Here is a 19,096-nt window from a genome sequence, read left to right as displayed (position 1 = left end):
AATTCTCTGTATGTCTTACGTCAGACATTGTGGATATTATATAAGCCCCATGCCTTTTTGTCAAGAAAGCTTTGTAAAATATATTCAGCTTCACTAGTTTCCTTAACGGTTTGGCGTGGGGAAATGTTTTGGGAAAACGATTGATTTTTTCAAATACCCCTCCATAGCTCTTCCCAATAATTCCGGTTTGCGTCCAAATGTGCCATGACCGCATTGCTGGCGCCTTCCGGATCGTGGGAACAGATGCAATCACAGATCTGCCTGTGTGAAATATTTGTTTTCCGCCGCAATGTGCTCTCGCTGATGTCACTGAACACCTGAACGGAATAAATAATGATGGGGGTTAAATTGCAAATGACGCGATTATGTGTACAGTGCGCAACACATTCGTGGAAAGCCTTGTCCACATCCTGATGCGCTTTTCCCAGGAGGCTAAGATCAACCACGCGATCACAATATCCGCAAAGTTCTTTGATATCTGCCTCGGTTGCCCGCTGTGCAGCTAAATACGCCGTCCATGGCTCAATGTGCGTGCGCACCTCGATCAGTTCCTGGGCCAGCTTTATCTTGTCCTGCATATAAGCAAAACCAAGAGGATCTTCATTGATTCCGGGGTTTTTTGTGACAAAAGTCCCCTTGCCCCGCTTAATTTCAAGGACATTGCGGGCAACCAAAATTTTCAGCGCTTCACGAACGGTGCTCCTCCCGACGTTTAGAATTTCCATCAGCTCAAATTCTGTCGGCAGTTTGTCGTTTTCGGTCAATCGCTGGTCAATAATCAGCTGATTAATTCGCTCAGCAATCTGCTCTGCCAAGGGGAGACTATGTCCCTTGAAATTATTCAGTGTTGATAAATCCAAATTCGTCTCATCCTTCTTTCCAAAAAGATATGCAAGTGGTAGAGGGCCTGTTTCCAATTTTGCCCTGACACGCGCCCAGTTATCCGATTGCTTAAAACATCTTGCCTTTTGAAAGGTTTCTCTAAAACTATCACAGATATGGAATTGTTTGCTATTATAATCGACGAGGACTCAAAAGTAAAGACCGGAATATTGAATTCAAAACCTCAAGTCAATTGGATAACAAAATCACGCGCACCGCGCCCGAAAATAGAGCCGGTATGCTTTATGCGATTTTCTGTTTGCGTCTGGTACCGCCAAAGAAAAGAGGAGGACGCCTTTGGCGTCCTCCCTTTGATGTAATGGGTTTTTCAATGAAATGCTTTCATTATAGAAGGAGCAACTCAGTCTGCGCACAGACCGGCCGTAATGATGGCCATGGAATAGACCTCCTGGGCGTTGCAGCCCCGGGAAAGGTCGTTGATGGGAGCGTTCAGACCCTGCAAAATGGGACCGTATGCATCGAAAGCACCCATGCGCTGGCAGATCTTATAGCCGATGTTGCCGGCATTGATGTCCGGGAAAATGAAGGTGTTGGCATGACCGGCCACGGCGGAATCGGGGCACTTGGTGTGAGCGACCGTGGGGGAGACGGCGGCGTCGAACTGCAGCTCGCCTTCCATTGCAAGCTCCGGAGCGGCGGCGTGGGCCTTGGTGAAGGCATTGCGCATCTTGTCCACATCCTCGCCCTTGCCGGAACCCATGGTGGAGTAGCTCAAAAAGGCCACCTTGGGGTCCATGCCAAAGAGCTTGGCGGTGGTGGCAGTTTCCAGTGCGATCTCCACCAGCTCGTCCTCGGTGGGCTTGATGTTGATGGCGCAGTCGCCCATGGCCAGCACCTCGCGGTCGCCGGTGGCGGAGGGACGGACCAAAATGAAGCAGGAAGAGACGATCTTGCTGCCGGGCTTGGTCTTGATGATTTGCAGGGCGGGGCGAACCGTGTCGGCGGTGGAGTAGGTGGCGCCGCCCAGCAGAGCGTCCGCATAGCCCATCTTCACCAGCATGGTGCCGAAATAGTTGCCCTGCTGCAAGGCGGCGTGGCACTGCTCCGGAGTCATCTTGCCCTTGCGCAGTTCCACCATGGTGGCAACCATCTTGTCCATGCCCTCAAAATTCTGGGGGTCAATGATCTGAGCGCCGCGGATGTTGAAGCCAATCTCCTCGGCAATCTTCTGGACCTCTTCGGGATTACCGACCAGTACGGGCGTGAGGAAGGTACCGGACAGCAGGCGGGCGGAAGCCTCCAGAATGCGGGGATCGGTGCCTTCGGTAAAGACGATCTTCCGAGGGTGATTTTTCAGCTTGTTGATGAGAAACTCAAACATGTTCCATTTCCTCCAAATTTGTCAGATTGGGGCAGATTTATACTCTATCCATTATACACGACCGTTGCGCAGGGTCAACCGAAAAAAACAAACATCGTAACTAAAATTTACGCTGTGTTCACCACTGTTTCGGTAAAATATGCAAAACTAATTCAGCGTTTTTATGCGAAGCACCACAAAACAGCCCTGAAAACCGGGAAAAATGGAACTTTTCGGGGAAAAACAGGGGTTGACGGAGATTCAAAAAAGAGGTATGATGAACAACGGTAACAAAATGTAACTATTTCAGAAACCGTCTGATAGGAGTCTTATGAGTCAGGATTTGAAAAAAGAAAAGGACCCGCCGTCCCGGGGCGGGAGACGACTGACCCAAGAGCAGCTGCGCCATTCGAGGGAGTCTTCCCACAGGGATGCAAGCCGTGGGGAAAAGGACCGGTCATTTGCGCAGACCGCCGTCAAGGAGCGGCCCGCGGAGAGACCGGCGGAGCGCGCCGGGTCCCGCGCCGCGTCCTCCCAGCGGGAGGACAGGCAGCGGGGAGAGGGCGCGGCGCGGCGGAAGCGGGAAGAACTTCATCCGCTCTCAGCGCTGTACCTTGCGGCGGAACATGAATGGACCCGGGCGCGGCGGCGCTGGCGCCACATTGTGCGGGAGAAGAAGGCCCACCGCTTCCCGGAGTCGGAGCGCCTGCCTGTGCAGCTGCTGCTGTTTGGCTGGTGTATGCTGCCCATGCTGGGCAGCTTGCTGGAAGAGCGGCTGTGGGGCCGCCGCCGGCGGGCGGCCGGTAAAACCACGCAGGTGCATCACTGGCTGGAAAACCACAAGGTCCATCCGGCGCCCTTTTTGGGCGGCGCCTGCGGCATTGTCGCCGCCGTGGCGTTTTTCTCGATTTATACAGTGGGTACCACAGTCAGCTACGACGGCCAGATCATCGCCGCGGTCAGCTCCCAAAGCATCGCGGAGAGCGTCCGCTCTGATTTGGAACGGGTCACCACCCGCACACTGGGAGAGAGCTTTACCATCGACGATTCCCTCATCCGCTATTCCTCCGGGCTGCTCAAGCGGCAGGAGGTGGTGGACAACGCCACCTTTGAAGAGGACTTGTCTGAGGAGATCGGTCTTGTGACCTCGGCATACTGCCTGTATGTGGATGGGGAGCGCATTGGCGCCACCCCCTATCAGGATGCGCTGGAGGAGCTTTTGGCGCAGCTCAAGACCGCCTCCACCGATGCCGAGACCATTTCCTGCGAATTTGCGGAGAAGGTGGAGATCAAGCAGGAGTACGTCCCCACCGAGGAGATCATGAATCTGGGGTATCTGGCGGAGATGCTGTACAGCACCAAGACCGCCGAGGTCACCTATGAGGTCAAAAAAGGAGATACCTGGTCGCAGATCGCCAACAGCCACGACCTTACCTCCAAGGAGCTGCTGGCGCTGAACCCCGGCTACAACATTGAAAAGCTGCAAATCGGCGAAGTGCTGACGCTGTCCGCCTCCGTGCCCTACCTGACGCTGACGGTGGTGGAGCGGGAGCGGTATGTGGACGACGTGGATTTCGATGTCGTGTACACCGACAGCCCTAATATGTGGAAGAACGACGAGAAGGTGACCTCCGCCGGGCAGTACGGCGCCGCCGACGTGGTGGCCAACGTCACCTACGTCAACGGCGAGGAGACGGAGCGGACCATCCTCTCCTCCGTGACGCTGCGTCAGGCCGTGACCGAGCAGCGGCTCCGGGGCACCAAGGAACGGCCCACCTGGCATCCCACCGGCACCTTCCGCTGGCCCACCACCGGCCGCATCACCTCCTCCTTCGGCGGACGCAAGTCCCCCGGCGGCATTGGTTCCTCCAACCACAAGGGCATCGACATTGCCGGGCGGTACGGCAGCCCCATCTATGCGGCCGACGGCGGCACCGTCACCTACGCGGGCTGGATGGGCGGCTACGGCTACCTGGTGCAAATCGACCACGGCAACGGCTACGTGACCTATTACGGCCACAACAGCAGCCTGATTGTCTCCGTGGGCCAGCACGTCTACAAGGGCCAGCAGATCGCCAAGATGGGCTCTACCGGCAACTCCACCGGAAACCACTGCCACTTTGAGGTGCGCTACAACGGCGTAGCGAGAAATCCGCTGAACTATTTGCAGTGACAGCGCTACGCGCAAAATCAACAGGCGGGGATATCCGATTGGATATCCCCGCCTTCTTTTTGCCGAAAAGACGTTACTCAAAAAACATACTCCAGGTGGAATTCACATGCTCTTCCATGATTTGCCGACAGGCGGCCGCGTCCCGCCGGCGAAACGCTTCCAAAAGCCGACCGTGGTAGTAAAGCCCGTCGGTGGTGCCCTTGGCGGTGCCGATGTTTTTCCAGCAGCTGCGCATCACGGTGTTTTGAACGCGGTAGATTCCCTCGATCATGGCGTTTTGCGTCATTTTTCCGATCAGCATGTGAAATTCAAAATCGTAGCTGGAATTTTCTGAAATGTTGGAGGCGGTATCCGCCATTCCGTGGTATAAGACGCCCAGCTGGTGAATTTGGGCCTCTTCGGCGCGGGCGGCAGCCAATTCCGCTACCGGCCCTTCAAACAGCCGTCGAAACTCCATCACCGTGCGCAGGGAGTCGTCCGCCAAGTAGATCCCGGGGATGGAGCCCTGCACAAAATCTCCGATGCTTGGCTGCTTGACATAAGAGCCGTCGCCGCTGCGGGTTTCAATCAGACCCTGCGCGGACAGGGATTGCAGCGCCTGACGAATGGAGACGCGGCTGACCTGAAAAATTTCGGACAGCTCATGCTCGGAAGGCAGCCGCTCGCCCGCCTTCCACTTGCCATTTAAAATCTGCTGCTTCAGCTGCTCCTCAATTTGCGCCGACAGCCGAATGCGGCGGACCGGTTTCAGACTCATGGGAAGCCTCCCTCTCTTTTTATGCGGTATTGCGGGATAACAGGTAGCCAATGGTATCAGTATAAGCCGCGAAATGAAATGTTTCAACTGGCATTGTCAGATTTTTATTGTCAAAAAGGCACAAATCAAGAAATGCCTTTTGACGCTTTCACCAAAATCACAAAATAACGGCACTTAACATTTTTGAAAGAAAAGTACTGAAATTTAATGTTTTATTCGTTTGCTTTTACAATAAGCTATAAAAAGTGTGGAGAAATTAGCTTAAAGCAAGAAAACGCCTAAAAAGAAGCTCCTTGAAATCCGCCGGTGGACTGCTATAATAAAACCATTCCCGGGCCGTTGCGCGTCTGGGAAACGAAAAACAAACCCATGGCTGCGTAGCCGTTTTTTTGTTGGCAACTTGTATGACAGCTATCCAGGTACATAGCCATACCATGGAACGGCGCCGGGCGGCCTGAGGGCGGTCACCCTGACGGAGGTTGTCAGTTCTCCCGCGATTTTGGCCGAGTGCCTGATTATCGGCATCTTTATTTATTGAGCGACGATTGACGGAGGAAAAAGCATGAGTAATTTTAAGTATGGCGTGGCCTGTTCACTGAGCGACGTGTCCACCACCGCCCCCATTATTTTGCGGGGAAGCATCGAGCAGCTGTGCGAGCAGGCAAAGGAGATCGGGTACGACGGCCTGGAGATCCAGCTGGCAAATCCCAGACAGTACGACTGGAACCACATCAAAAAGGTCTGCGGCGAGTACGGGTTGGAGCTCATCGCCTTCGCCACCGGGCGGGAGCTGGGGGAAAACGGGCTGTGCCTGCTCTCTGACGACGAGAAGGTGCGCCGGGCGTCCGTCGCGCGGCTGAAGGAGCACATCGACTGCGCCAAAGAGGCCGGGTGTCAGGTGATCGTTGGCTCCATGCGCAAGCACATTCCGGACCAGAGTCAGCGGGAAAAGTACTGGAATTATCACCGGGACGCGGTTTTGGAGCTGGCGGACTACGCAAAAGACGCCGGTGTGCGCATCTGGATCGAGAATATTTTGAGCTATATCAGCAACTTCCTCAACACCATGCGCGAGGTGCAGGACTTCGTGGTGGAGCTGGGGAAGGACAACGTGGGCGTGCATCTGGACACATACAGCATGAACATGGAGGACAACGATATTGCGGGGTGCTACCGGTACTGCGCGAAGAATCTGGAATACGTCCACTTCTCCGACACGGCCCGGCTGTATCCCGGCGGGGGCAGCGTGGACTTTAAGACCCATATGCGCGCCTTGAAGGAGATCGGTTACACGGGCTTCATCACCACCGAGTGCGTGCCCTTGCCCACGGCGTATGACTGCGCCAAAAACGGGTTTGAGTACATGAAGGCCATGGAGAAGATCGTCGACATCGAACTGGGCGCTTCCCGGTTCCAATAAAAAGGAGGACGTTATGAAAAAGATGGTAGAGGGCAAGATTGCCATGGTCACCGGCGGCGGCGCCGGTATGGGCGCATGCGACTGCTGGAAATTTGCCGAGGAGGGCGCGGCGGGCATCGTGATCGTGGACCTGAAGGTGGAGGATGCCCAGAAGGTGGCCCAGGAGATCATGGAGAAGTATCCCGCGTGCAAGTGCGTGGCCGTCAAGGCCAACGTGGCCAGCGAGGCGGATGTGGACCACTGCTTCGAGGTGCTGGAAAAGGAATTCGGCACGCTGGACATTCTGGTGAATAACGCAGGCGTCACCAATAAGATTCCCTTTGACGAGATGACGCTGGAGCATTGGAACTTCACCTATGGCATCAATATCACCGGCGCATTCCTGTTTGCCCAGCGGGCCATGCGGATCATGAAGGCCAAGGGCTATGGCCGCATCATCAACATGGCCTCCGTCGCGGGACATGTGGGCGGACTGACCTCCGGCGTGGATTATGCCACCACCAAGGGCGCGATCCTCACCCTCACCCGCTCCGTCGCCAAGCAGGGCGCCGCCTTCGGCGTGACCTGCAACAGCGTGGCGCCAGGAAACATCAAGACCGCCATGGAGAAGGTGTTTGGCAGCGACTGGGACCCCATGGCCGTGCCCATGCACCGCTTGGGCGAGCCGGACGACATCTCCGATGTGGTGCTCTTCCTCGCTTCCGACCTCTCCCGCTACATGACAGGCACCTGCCTGAATGTCAACGGCGGACTGTTCATGCAATAAAAACAGAAGCTCCCCGTCCGAAAGACGGGGAGCTTTTTCATCAGGATTTGCTGGTCAAGCGGGCGACGCGACCGGCGATGTAGGGCTGAACTTCATCGAAGGGAATTCCCAGTGCCGAGGAAAACTCCCCGTACAGCAGATTTTCCGCCTGCCGCATAAAGCGTTCGTCCACCATGCCCAGCCGGCGCTTTTGCGCTTCCGCCTGCTTTTGCTTGGCATAAATGGACATCACCATCTCCATCAGGTCCCGGCAGTCGTGGCTGCGGACTGCGGACTGATACAGCTGGGAAAGAGCCTGCAGCGTGGGCGCGCGGCAGACCTCCGGCTCAACGGTGGGGATGAGATCAATGAGCGCGTTGGCTTCCTTTGCGGAAATGATGGGGCGCATCGGGACTTTGCCGTTTTCGGCAGGGGTGTAGATCACACCGTCCTGATACAGGGGTTTAAGAAGATAGTACGGCCGATTCCGGTCCGTGCCGGTTTTGTTCGGATGGACAATTTCCTGCACTTTGCATACGCCGGTGGTACCGTATAAAATCAAGTCTCCGGGTTGAAACATGGGGCATTCCTCCTCACAACAAAAAACATGCGCGGTTCCGGCAACTGGACTTACGTCTGCCGGGACCGCACGCTGCACTTATAGTTTAACACAAATCTCTTAAAAAAGGTAAGAAAAAATTCACAAAAACCGGGGAAAAGCTGAAAAATTTCAGGTTAATTTTTTTGGAACTTTGCAGAATGCATAAAAATGGCCGAAAATTGGTCCGGAATTGCCCAATCGGGATGCCGGACGGCAGGTTTCCCCGGCGAAAAAAAGGAAAATTTGCTCTTGACAAACGGAGGCCGGTCCTGTATGTTATAAGGCAACAACAAAAAATGACAGATACGCTGACAGGGAGAAAATCTTTTCAGGACGCTTCAGAGAGTTGCCGGTCGCTGCGAGGCAATGCGGATAGAAGAGATGTTACTGGCCCTCGAGTATTTTCGCTGAATCAGATTCGTAGGCGAAAACGGGTTTCCTCACCGTTACCAAAGAGGCGGGATTCGTCCGGGAAAAGAACCGGACCGATGCCGAAAGTGGGCAGTTTTCTGCCAACAAGAGTGGTACCGCGGAAGTGAAGCTTTCGTCTCTTTTTAGAAGAGACGGAGGCTTTTTTTGTTGCCCTGAAACAGGAAAGAAATTTGCAGGAATGCAGGAGGAATGGACCATGAAGCGCATTAAAATTTTCGACACCACCTTGCGGGACGGCGAGCAGTCCCCGGGGTGCAGCATGAACCTTTCTGAAAAAATCGAAATGGCAAAGCAGCTGGAAAAGCTGGGCGTGGACGTGATCGAGGCGGGCTTTGCCATTGCCTCGCCCATGGACCACAAAAGCGTAAAGACCATTGCCGCCGCCGTTTCTCAGTGCACGGTGGCAAGTCTTGCCCGCTGCACCAAGGGCGACATCGACGCGGCGTGGGACGCCGTGAAGGAAGCCAAGCACCCCCGAATCCATGTGTTTCTCGCCACCAGCGACATCCACATGGAGTATAAGCTGAAGATGACCCGGGAGCAGGTGCTCGCGCGCATCAGCGACATGGTGGCCTACGCCAAGAGCTTTTGCGACGACATCGAATTCTCCGCGGAGGACGCCTCCCGCTCCGACCATGCGTTTTTGGCCCGGTGCTATATCAACGCCGTGGCCGCCGGCGCCACCACGCTCAACGTCCCCGACACGGTGGGCTATTCCACGCCCCAGGAGATGGCGGCGCTGATTACTTACCTGCGGGAAAATGTTGCCGGCATTGAGCGCACCGATATCGCGGTGCATTGCCACAACGATCTGGGCATGGCGGTTGCCAATACGCTGGCCTGCATCGCGGCGGGGGCCACGCAGGTGGAATGCACCGTCAACGGCATCGGCGAGCGGGCGGGCAACGCCAGCTTGGAAGAGATCGTCATGGCCATCCACACCCGCCGGGATTTTTACAACGCGGAAACGGGCATCAATACCCGCCAGATCTACCGCAGCAGCAAGCTGCTCTCCAACATCACCGGCGTGCCCATTCCGCCCAGCAAGGCCATTGTGGGCGCCAACGCCTTCGCCCACGAGTCCGGCATCCATCAGCATGGCGTCATTTCCAACGCCCAGACTTACGAGATCATGAACTCCACGGATGTGGGCGTGCCCCAGAACACCATGGTGCTGGGCAAGCACTCCGGCAAGCACGCCCTGCGGGAAAAGCTGGTCTCCATGGGCTATGAGCTGGACGATCAGGAGCTGGAGGCGGTGTTCACCCGCTTCAAGGACCTTGCGGATAAGAAGAAAAACATTACCGGCAGCGATATCGAGGCGCTGGTCCTCCACCGGCACAATGTGGCGATGGGCACCTGCGAGCTGGTGAGCCATGTGGTCAACACCGGCAACGGCGTGCCCAACACCTCCTACATCAAACTCAAGCGGACGGACGAGATGCTGGAAGAGGTCGCCATGGGCTCCGGCCCGCTGGACGCGTCCTTCAAAGCCATCAACCGGATGCTGGGGCTGGAGGATATCCGGCTGGAGAGTTACAGCCTCAACGCCGTCACCGACGGCGAGGACGCCATCGGCGAGGCCGTGGTGAAGCTGGAGGACGGCAAGGGCGCCACGTTTACCGGCACCGGCCTTTCCACCGACATCATCGAGTCCTCTATCCGCGCGTATGTAAACGGCATCAATAAGATGATGGAATCTGCCGTCTGAAAGGGAGAGAACAAAATGGGAATGACAATGACGCAAAAAATTCTGGCCGCTCACGCGGGAAAAGACGCCGTCCGCCCCGGGCAGCTCATTCAGGCGAAGCTGGATCTGGTGCTGGGCAACGACATCACCACCCCGGTGGCCATCAACGAGTTTGAATCTGCCGGGTTCGAGAAGGTCTTTGACAGCAAGCGCATCGCGCTGGTGATGGACCACTTCACCCCCAACAAGGACATCAAGGCCGCCACCCAGTGCAAGCAGTGCCGGACCTTTGCCAAGCGCTTTGACATCGATCATTTCTACGATACCGGCGCGGTGGGCATCGAGCACGCGCTGCTGCCGGAGCAGGGGCTGGTGGCCCCCGGCGAGGCCGTCATCGGCGCGGACTCCCACACCTGTACCTACGGCGCACTGGGGGCCTTCTCCACCGGCGTGGGGTCCACGGACATGGGCGCTGCCATGGCGGCGGGGGAGACGTGGTTCAAGGTGCCCTCCGCTATTCAGGTCCACCTCACCGGCAAGCTGCGGCCCTATGTCTCCGGCAAGGACGTCATTTTGACCCTCATCGGCATGATCGGCGTGGACGGGGCGCGGTATCAGTCTCTGGAATTTACCGGAAGCGGCGTTGGCGAGCTGAGCATTTACGACCGGCTGACCATCTGCAACATGGCCATCGAGGCCGGCGCGAAAAACGGCATTTTCCCGGTGGACGACGTGACGCGCGCCTATGTGGAGGGCCGGGTCGACCGCCCCTGGACCGCTTTTGCCGCGGACGCGGACGCGGAGTATGAGCGCACGGTGGAAATCGACCTGGGCGCGGTGGACTGCACCGTGGCCTACCCCCACCTGCCGGAAAACGCCCGCAGCGCACGAAGCGGAGCCGACGTCGCCATCGATCAGGTGGTCATCGGCTCTTGCACCAACGGCCAGCTGGCGGATATGGCTGCTGCCGCCGCGATTTTGAAGGGCCGCCATCTGGCTCCCGGCGTCCGGGGCATCATCATCCCCGCCACGCAGGAGATTTACCGCTCCTGCATGCACGAGGGCTATACGGACATTTTCCTGGACGCGGGCTGCGTGGTCTCCACGCCCACCTGCGGACCCTGCCTTGGCGGTCATATGGGGTGTCTCGCCGCCGGTGAGCGGTGTGTCTCCACCACCAACCGCAACTTCGTGGGCCGTATGGGCCACGTGGAAAGCGAAGTCTATCTCGCCTCTCCCGCCGTTGCCGCCGCCTCCGGCGTGGCCGGCCATCTCTGCCATCCTGAGGAGGTCATGAACAAATGAACGCACACGGAACAGTCCATAAATACGGGGACCATGTGGATACCGACGTCATCATCCCCGCCCGGTATCTGGCCAGCCAAAATCACCAGGAGCTGGCCTCCCACTGCATGGAGGATATCGACAAGACCTTCATTACCCGGGTAAAGCCCGGCGATTTGATGGTGGCGGGGGTCAACTTTGGCTGCGGGTCCTCCCGGGAGCATGCGCCCATCGCCATCCGCGCCAGCGGCATCGACTGCGTCATCGCGGCGAACTTTGCCCGCATCTTCTACCGCAACGCCATCAACATCGGCCTCCCCATTCTGGAATGCCCCGCCGCCAGCGCGGGCATTGACGACGGCGACGAGGTGACGGTGGACTTTGACAGCGGCGTCATTACCAACATCACGAAAAAGGAGACCTATCAGGCCGAACCGTTCCCTCCCTTTATTAAGGAGATGATCGCAAAGGGCGGCTTGATGGCCTCTTTGAAGGCAAAGGAGGCGGCGAAATGAACAAAAGCATTGCGGTGATCCGGGGCGACGGCATCGGACCGGAGATCGTGGGGCAGGCCATGGGCGTTTTGGACGCGGTGGCTGCAAAATACGGTCATAGCTTTTCCTACAAGGAAGCGCCCATGGGCGGCAACGCCATCGACGCCTTCGGCGTGCCCCTGCCGGAGGAGAGCCTTAAAACCTGCATGGAATCGGACAGCGTGCTGCTGGGCGCGGTGGGCGGACCCAAGTGGGACGCCCAGCCCTCGGCAAACCGCCCGGAGCGGGGCCTTTTGAAGCTGCGCGGTGCTATGGGGCTTTATACCAACGTGCGGCCCGCCCGCATGTTTGCGGACCTTTCCGCCGCCTGCCCCCTGCGCGCGGATATTGCCGCAAAGGGCATTGATTTCGTGGTGGTGCGGGAGCTGATCGGCGGCGTGTACTTCGGCAGCCACGCAACGGAAACCGTGGATGGCGAGCAAAAGGCCACCGACATCATGGCCTATACCGAGCATGAGATCCGCCGGGTGGCCCACGTGGCCTTCCAGATGGCCCAAAAGCGGCGCGGGCGGGTGACCTCCGTGGACAAAGCCAACGTGCTGGACACCTCCCGCCTGTGGCGGCGGGTGGTCGGCGAGGTGGCATCAGAGTATCCGGACGTGGAGCTTCTCCACATGTACGTGGATAACGCCGCCATGCAGATCGTCCGGGACCCCAGCCAGTTTGACGTCATCGTGACGGAAAACCTCTTTGGCGACATCCTCTCCGACGAGGCAAGCCAGATCACCGGCTCCATCGGCATGATCCCCTCCTCCAGCATGGGCGAGGGGAAGCGGGGCCTCTACGAGCCGATCCACGGCTCCGCGCCGGATATTGCGGGGCAGGACAAGGCAAACCCCATCGGAACCATTCTGGCTGCGGCCATGATGCTGCGGTACAGCTTTGACATGGCGGCGGAGGCGGACGCCGTGGAGGCGGCGGTGGACGCCGTTTTGAAGGAGGGCTATCGCTGCGGCGATATCCTGCAAAGCGGCGGAACGCTGGTGGGCTGTTGCGAAATGGGCCGCTTGATCCGGGCGCATATCTGAAACTGTTTTTCTTTAAAAGGGCCGGTCCGCTTTGGCGGACCGGCCCTTTTAAAGAAAATGGAGTACGGGGAAGATTCCTGCAAAAAAGCTTTGTTTTTGGGAGAAAAGAGACTATACTGAAAGACAAAAGCCAAAAGAATCGATATTGCAATCCAGTTTCCCGGAATGAACATTGTAAAGGACGGTTATTTGTGAGATGCTGAACAAAAGGAGGGGACAGCAGACATGAGCAGATTGGAAGTAAAAACGCCCGGGCAGGCCCAGGCGGTGGTGGAGCAGCTGTACCGGAATATGGAGCGGCGGATTGCCGCCAGCCCGCCGGGATTGTGCCCGGTGGACATGGCGCTGAATTTCCTGAACCTCTGTCAGGCACAGACCTGCGGCAAATGCGTACCGTGCCGGATCGGATTGACCCAGCTTTCCAATATGATTCGCGAGGTGCTGGAGGGCGAACCGAACATCGGCATCCTGCGGCGGATCGGAAGCACGGCGCAGGTGATCGTGGATACCGCGGACTGCGCCATCGGCATTGACGCGGCGAATCTGGTGCTGATGGGCCTCAAGGGCTTTTCCGACGATTATGAGGAGCATATCCTCCACCACCGGTGCCTTGGCTCTTTGCGCAACCCCGTGCCCTGCGTGGCCCTTTGTCCCGCGGGGGTAGATATCCCCGGCTACATCTCGCTGGTGGGGGAGGGCCGCTGCGCCGACGCCGTGCGGCTTGTGCGCAAGGACAATCCCTTCCCGGCGGCCTGCGCCTACATTTGCGAGCATCCCTGCGAGGCCCGCTGCCGCCGCAACATGGTGGACGACGCGGTGAACATCCGGGGACTGAAGCGCTACGCGGTGGATCACGCCGGCGATGTGCCCCAGCCGAAGAAGGCACCCGGGACCGGGAAGTCTGTGGCGATCATCGGCGGCGGGCCGGGCGGACTCTCCGCGGCCTACTATCTTGCCTTGATGGGCCACCGGGTCACCGTCTATGAAAAGCAAAAGAAGCTGGGCGGCATGATGCGCTACGGCATTCCCGACTACCGCCTGCCCCGCCAACTGCTGGATGCGGAGATCGCCTCCATCCTCTCCGTTGGCATTGAGGTACATACCGGGGTGGACGTGGGCACGGACATCACCTTTGACCAATTGAAAAAGCAGTATGACTGCCTGTATCTCTCCATCGGCGCCCACACAGACAAAAAGACCGGGATATCCGGCGAGGACAGCCGGGGCGTGGTTTCCGCCGTGGAGCTGCTGCGCAGGATCGGCGATGACGAGATGCCGGACTTCACGGGACAAAACGTGGTGGTCATCGGCGGCGGAAACGTGGCGATGGACGTCACCCGCAGCGCCATCCGGCTGGGAGCCGCCAAGGTCGCCTGCGTCTACCGCCGCCGGCAGGAGGATATGACGGCGCAGCAGGAGGAAGTGGAGGGCGCCATCGCGGAGGGCGCGGAGGTGCTGACGCTGCAGGCCCCGCTTCGTATCGAGGCCGACGAGGGCGGACACGTGGCCGCGCTTTGGACGCAGCCTCAGATCATCGGCGAGGTGGACCAGCAGGGCCGTCCCCGGCCCAATACCGCGACGGTGGAACCCCAGCGGATTCCGGCGGACACCATCATCGTCGCCATCGGGCAGGGAATTGAGTCCCACGGGTTTGAGGAAAGCGGCGTCAAGATTCAGCGCGGCGGCGTGCTGCTGGCGGATGCCAGCACCCGCCTGCCGGATATGGAGGGCGTGTTTGCCGGCGGAGACTGCGTGACAGGGCCAGCCACCGTGATTCGGGCCATTGCCGCAGGCAAGGCGGCCGCCGCGAATATCGATGAGTACTTAGGATTTTGCCACGAGATCGAGGCGGAGGTCAAGGTGCCCACGCCCCGCTGCACGGACCTGCGGCCCCGGGGCCGGGTCAACGCCACCGAGCGGGACGCCTGTGAGCGCAAGAAGGACTTTTGCTGCATCGAGTGCGGCATGACGGACGAGGAAGCCGCCCAGGAGTCCTCCCGCTGCCTGCGCTGCGACCACTTCGGCTACGGAAGCTTTAAGGGAGGACGTGTGGAGAAATGGTAACATTTAAGATCAACGACAAGGAGTTGTCCGCGGCCAAGGGCACCACCATTTTGAAGGCTGCCGAGCAGGCGGGCATCCCCATTCCCCACCTGTGCTTTTTAAAGGAAATCAATCAAATTGCCGCCTGCCGGATGTGCATGGTGGAGGTGGAGGGCACCGAGCGTCTGGTTCCCGCCTGCAACACCAGCGTTTTGGAGGGCATGGTCATCCACACCAACAGCCCCCGGGTCCGGCAAGCCCGCAAAACCAATCTGCGCCTGATCCTCTCTCAGCACAATTCCAACTGCACGGTGTGCGTGCGCAGCGGGAACTGCGAGCTGCAAAAGCTCTCTCACGACATGAACATCCACTATCAGCCCTATGAGGTCCAGCTGGAGCGCTCTCACGTGGATCTGGAGGCCCCGGTGGTGCGGGAGGCCAGCAAGTGCATCAAGTGTATGCGCTGCGTCCAGATCTGCGACAAGGTGCAGGGAATGCACATCTGGGATGTGGCGGGCACCGGCTCCCGCACCACGGTGGACGTGAGTTATAACCGCCGCCTCAAAAACACGGCCTGCACCTTCTGCGGCCAGTGCGTCACCCACTGCCCCACCGGCGCGCTGACGGTCCGGGACGACACGAACCGGGTCCTGCGGGCGCTGGGGGACCCGGAGATCACCACCGTGGTGCAGGTTGCCCCCGCCGTTCGGGTGGCGTGGGCGGAGGCCTTCGGCCTCAAGGACAAGCAGGCCACCGCCGGGCGCATGGTGGCGGCGCTCAAGCAGATCGGCTTTGACTATGTGTTCGATACGAATTTCGCCGCGGACCTCACCATCATGGAGGAGGGCAGCGAATTTCTGGAGCGGTTCACCCACCGGGGAAAGTACCGCTGGCCCATGTTCACTTCCTGCTGCCCCGGCTGGGTGCGCTTCATGAAAACGGAATTCCCGGCCTACGCGGAAAACCTCTCCACCGCCAAGTCCCCTCAGCAGATGTTCGGCGCGGTGGCGAAGAGCTATTTCGCGGAGAAAATGGGCATCAACCCCAAGAAGATGTGTGTGGTTTCCGTGATGCCCTGCTCGGCGAAAAAAGCGGAGCGGGAGCTGCCCACCATGAAAAACGCCTTCGGCGACCCCGATGTGGATATTGTTTTGACCACCCGGGAGATGAGCCGTCTTTTTGAAAGCGACTGCATTGTGCCCACCGATTTGGAGGAGGCGGAGTTCGACAGCCCCTTGGGGAGCGGAACCGGCGCGGCGGTGGTATTTGGAACCACCGGCGGCGTGATGGACGCCGCTTTGCGCAGCGCGTACTTTCTGATAACGGGGAAAAACCCCGACGCCGACGCCTTTGCGCAGGTGCGGGGGAGCAAGCCGTGGAAGGAAGCAACCTTCGCCATCCCCGGCGCCGGGGATGTGCGGGTGGCGGTGGTCAGCGGACTTGGCAATACCCGAAAGATGATGGAAGCCATCGAGAGCGGGAAAGTGGATTATGATTTTGTGGAGGTCATGGCCTGCCCCGGCGGCTGCGTCGGCGGCGGCGGACAGCCCATCCACGGCGGCGCGGAAATGGCATCCCAGCGCAGCAGCCGGCTTTGGAAGCTGGACGCCAAAGCGCCGCTCCGGTTTTCTCACGAAAACCCGGACGTGCAGGCGCTGTACAGCACGTATCTCAAACGGCCGCTGGGGGAGAAGTCCCACCACCTGCTGCACACGGACCATACCGCATGGTCCGTCCCCTGCGAAGAGGACACCTGACCGAAAACAAAAAAGCTCCTTCCGAAAGGAAGGAGCTTTTTGTTGGGTACAGTGGGATTTAAAAAGAGAGCATCAGGCCGATCACCGCGGCACAGGCAATGTACACGATGGGGTGGAGCTTAAACTTCTTGATGGCGACAAACGCCAGGGCGAAGAAAATGATCTTCTTAAAATCAATGGCGTCCAGCAGCGCGCCGGTTTTTTCATACAGGTCAAAGTGGAACATGGAGACCTTGATGACGCTCAGCCCGGCGGCGGCGATCAATCCGGTGACGGCGGGACGCAGACCGTAAAACGCGGCGTCCACCAGCTTGCTGCCCCGGAACCGCTCCAGAGACTTGGAGACCAGAACCACAATGACGATGGAGGGCAGAATCTCGCCCATGGTGGCCACCACGCCGCCAAAGAATCCCGCCACGTTGCAGCCCACGTAGGTCGCCATGTTGATGCCGATGGGGCCGGGGGTGGATTCGGAAATGGCGATCATATCGGTGATGAGGGCCTGAGAGTACCAGCCGGTAGAATCCGCCAGACGCTGCAGGAAGGGAAGGGTGGCCATGCCGCCGCCCACGGCGAACAGGCCGATCTTCAGAAATTCCCAAAAAAGCTGTAAGTAGATCATTTCCCGTTCTCCTCCTTTTGGGCGTGGATGCTCTTCCACTTTGCGCCGATCCCCAGCAGAGCGCAGGCGATGACCAGCAGAATGGGAGAAATTTCTGTAAACACGCTCAAAGCCAGCATGGCCAGGCACAGTACAATGCCGAAGCCGTCCTTGACGCCTTTTTTCCACATGCTGATGACCGCGTCCAGAATCAAAGCCGCCACGCACACGGAAATGCCCGCCAGCGCGTGCTGGACGTAAGGATTATCCTGAAAGTTGGAGAGAAAAAACGCGATGACGGAAATGATGATGATGCAGGGGGAGACCATGCCCAGCGCGGCCGCGATGGCGCCGGGAATTCCCCGCCGCTTGTAGCCGATGAACACCGACACGTTGATGGCGATGATGCCGGGAAGGCCCTGACTGAGCGCGTAGTAGTCCATGATGGACTCCTCGTCCATCCACTGGCGGTTTTCAATGATCTCCCGCCGCAAAATCGGCAGCATGGCATAGCCGCCGCCAAAGGTCACAGCCCCCATTCGGAAAAACAGGGTGTACAGGGTCAGTAAATCGTGGAGCATGGGATGCCTTCTTTCTGTTGTATTGACGAAGCATGCCGCGCGCCAATGGCGCGCGGCTGCAATGCGCAGTGCGTTACGATTCTATCACACTTTTTACCAGGCTGCAATGGTGCCGTCGGCGCGGGGCTCCGTGCCGCCCACCAGCGTGCCGTCGTCCGTGCGCCAGATGATCTGGCCCCGGCCCATGCCGAGATTGGAGTTGACGATCTCCACCTGATGGCCCATGTCGGAAAGCTTCTGGGCGATGTGGGCGGGAACCTCCCGCTCCAGCTGGACCTTCTTTTCACCCACCCACTGGAACCGGGGAGCGTCCAGACACTCCTGGGGGTTCATGTGATAATCCACGGTGTTCACCACCACCTGCACGTGGCCCTGGGGCTGCATGAAGCCGCCCATCACGCCGAAGGGACCGATGGCCTTGCCATCCTTGGCCAAAAAGCCGGGGATGATGGTGTGGTAGGCCTTCTTGCCGCCTTCCAGATAGTTGTCGCTATTGGGGTCCAGAGAGAAGTTGGCGCCCCGGTCCTGAATGGTGACGGCGGTGCCCGGCACGACAATGCCGGAGCCGAAGCGGTTATAGTTGCTCTGGATGAAGGAGACCATATTGCCCTCACCGTCGGCCACGGCGAAGTACACCGTGCCGCCGCAGGAGGGATCGCCCGCCTCGGGGTAGACGGCCTTGTCGGTGATGAGGGCGCGGCGCACGTCGGCGTACCGGTCCGAGAGCATGTCGGCGACCTTGGTTTTCATATAGCGGGGGTCGGCAACAAACTTTTTGGTGTCCACGAAGGCCAACTTGGTGCTCTCGATCATCTTGTGGTATACGTCGGCGGTCTCGCGGTCGCTGCCAAGGTCCAGACCCTTGAGCATGTTCAGCGCCATCAGGGCCGTAATGCCGTGGCCGTTGGGGGGCATTTCAAACACGTCATAGCCCTTGTAATTGGTGGAGATGGGCTCCACCCAGCCGGCCTTGTAGTCTGCAAAGTCGCTTTCGGCAAAGTAGCCGCCGGTCTTGTCGGAAAATGCCACGATCTTCTTCATGATGTCGCCGTGGTAGAAGCTCTCGCAGTCACTCTCGGCCAAGGACTCCAGCGTGGCGGCGTAGTCCGGGTTGCGGAAGGTGTCGCCGGGGGCGTAGGGCTTGCCGCCGTTGGTGAAATACTCCACCCAGGGGCCGTAAACCTCCGGCTCCTTTTCGGCGGCGGCGGTGAAACGGACCACCTCGGC

Annotated in this window: 16 protein-coding genes and 1 other annotated feature; of the genes, 9 read left to right on the top strand and 7 right to left on the bottom strand. The window is 58.7% G+C overall.

Annotation, left to right across the window (positions count from 1 at the left end; genetic code table 11):
• Positions 1-149 precede the first annotated feature (149 nt).
• The gene (locus PHI30_RS05880; RefSeq protein ID WP_300025212.1) at positions 150-860 is read right to left on the bottom strand and encodes a FadR/GntR family transcriptional regulator; all 711 of its coding nucleotides are present in this window, start codon (positions 858-860) and stop codon (positions 150-152) included.
• A gap of 383 nt (positions 861-1,243) precedes the next feature.
• Positions 1,244-2,224 carry a phosphate acetyltransferase gene (gene pta, locus PHI30_RS05875; RefSeq protein ID WP_300025209.1) on the bottom strand — a complete coding sequence of 327 codons (981 nt, stop codon included), beginning with the start codon at positions 2,222-2,224 and terminating at the stop codon, positions 1,244-1,246.
• Between the two features lie 310 nt (positions 2,225-2,534).
• Here pta and PHI30_RS05870 point away from each other — a divergent pair, with 310 nt between their 5' ends.
• Positions 2,535-4,376, top strand: coding sequence for a peptidoglycan DD-metalloendopeptidase family protein (locus PHI30_RS05870; protein ID WP_300025206.1), 1,842 nt, complete (start codon positions 2,535-2,537; stop codon positions 4,374-4,376).
• Positions 4,377-4,449: 73 nt separating this feature from the next.
• Here PHI30_RS05870 and PHI30_RS05865 read toward each other — a convergent pair whose 3' ends face one another.
• On the bottom strand, positions 4,450-5,133 hold the full coding sequence (locus tag PHI30_RS05865; protein ID WP_300025203.1) for a FadR/GntR family transcriptional regulator: 684 nt from the start codon (positions 5,131-5,133) through the stop codon (positions 4,450-4,452).
• A 562-nt stretch (positions 5,134-5,695) separates the two neighbouring features.
• Between PHI30_RS05865 and PHI30_RS05860 the strand changes: the two genes are divergently transcribed.
• The gene (locus PHI30_RS05860; protein ID WP_300025201.1) at positions 5,696-6,553 is read left to right on the top strand and encodes a sugar phosphate isomerase/epimerase; all 858 of its coding nucleotides are present in this window, start codon (positions 5,696-5,698) and stop codon (positions 6,551-6,553) included.
• Positions 6,554-6,566: 13 nt separating this feature from the next.
• The gene (locus tag PHI30_RS05855) at positions 6,567-7,319 is read left to right on the top strand and encodes an SDR family NAD(P)-dependent oxidoreductase (protein ID WP_300025199.1); all 753 of its coding nucleotides are present in this window, start codon (positions 6,567-6,569) and stop codon (positions 7,317-7,319) included.
• A gap of 40 nt (positions 7,320-7,359) precedes the next feature.
• On the opposite strand, the gene PHI30_RS05850 is transcribed toward PHI30_RS05855, so the two are convergent.
• Positions 7,360-7,878 carry a CarD family transcriptional regulator gene (locus PHI30_RS05850; protein WP_300025196.1) on the bottom strand — a complete coding sequence of 173 codons (519 nt, stop codon included), beginning with the start codon at positions 7,876-7,878 and terminating at the stop codon, positions 7,360-7,362.
• Positions 7,879-8,198: 320 nt separating this feature from the next.
• Positions 8,199-8,454: a binding site (T-box leader), on the top strand.
• A 73-nt stretch (positions 8,455-8,527) separates the two neighbouring features.
• Here PHI30_RS05850 and PHI30_RS05845 point away from each other — a divergent pair.
• The 6 genes from PHI30_RS05845 to PHI30_RS05820 all read left to right on the top strand — a co-directional run bounded on the left by PHI30_RS05845 (position 8,528) and on the right by PHI30_RS05820 (position 16,687).
• Positions 8,528-10,042 carry a 2-isopropylmalate synthase gene (locus tag PHI30_RS05845; protein WP_300025193.1) on the top strand — a complete coding sequence of 505 codons (1,515 nt, stop codon included), beginning with the start codon at positions 8,528-8,530 and terminating at the stop codon, positions 10,040-10,042.
• 15 nt (positions 10,043-10,057) lie between these two features.
• Complete coding sequence (gene leuC / locus PHI30_RS05840; protein ID WP_300025190.1) at positions 10,058-11,326, top strand: 3-isopropylmalate dehydratase large subunit; 1,269 nt, start codon at positions 10,058-10,060, stop codon at positions 11,324-11,326.
• Positions 11,323-11,820, top strand: a complete 498-nt coding sequence (locus PHI30_RS05835) for a 3-isopropylmalate dehydratase small subunit (RefSeq protein ID WP_300025187.1) — start codon at positions 11,323-11,325, stop codon at positions 11,818-11,820. The genes leuC and PHI30_RS05835 overlap by 4 nt, the downstream gene beginning before the upstream one ends.
• A complete protein-coding gene (leuB, locus tag PHI30_RS05830) occupies positions 11,817-12,887 on the top strand; it encodes a 3-isopropylmalate dehydrogenase (protein WP_300025184.1) in 1,071 nt (356 codons plus the stop codon). Before PHI30_RS05835 ends, leuB begins: the two co-directional genes overlap by 4 nt.
• 225 nt (positions 12,888-13,112) lie before the next feature.
• A complete protein-coding gene (locus PHI30_RS05825) occupies positions 13,113-14,951 on the top strand; it encodes an NAD(P)-binding protein (RefSeq protein ID WP_300025181.1) in 1,839 nt (612 codons plus the stop codon).
• The gene (locus tag PHI30_RS05820; RefSeq protein ID WP_300025178.1) at positions 14,945-16,687 is read left to right on the top strand and encodes an NADH-dependent [FeFe] hydrogenase, group A6; all 1,743 of its coding nucleotides are present in this window, start codon (positions 14,945-14,947) and stop codon (positions 16,685-16,687) included. Before PHI30_RS05825 ends, PHI30_RS05820 begins: the two co-directional genes overlap by 7 nt.
• A gap of 58 nt (positions 16,688-16,745) precedes the next feature.
• On the opposite strand, the gene PHI30_RS05815 is transcribed toward PHI30_RS05820, so the two are convergent.
• The 3 genes from PHI30_RS05815 to PHI30_RS05805 all read right to left on the bottom strand — a co-directional run.
• Positions 16,746-17,309 carry a chromate transporter gene (locus tag PHI30_RS05815; protein WP_300025175.1) on the bottom strand — a complete coding sequence of 188 codons (564 nt, stop codon included), beginning with the start codon at positions 17,307-17,309 and terminating at the stop codon, positions 16,746-16,748.
• Positions 17,306-17,869, bottom strand: a complete 564-nt coding sequence (locus tag PHI30_RS05810) for a chromate transporter (RefSeq protein WP_300025172.1) — start codon at positions 17,867-17,869, stop codon at positions 17,306-17,308. Before PHI30_RS05810 ends, PHI30_RS05815 begins: the two co-directional genes overlap by 4 nt.
• A 93-nt stretch (positions 17,870-17,962) precedes the next feature.
• On the bottom strand, positions 17,963-19,096 hold a 1,134-nt coding region (locus PHI30_RS05805; protein ID WP_300025169.1), incomplete at its 5' end, for a gamma-glutamyltransferase family protein.

The sequence above is a fragment of the Oscillibacter sp. genome (assembly GCF_028693505.1).
GTDB lineage: Bacteria > Bacillota > Clostridia > Oscillospirales > Oscillospiraceae > Oscillibacter.
This window is presented reverse-complemented; position numbering and strand designations above follow the sequence as displayed.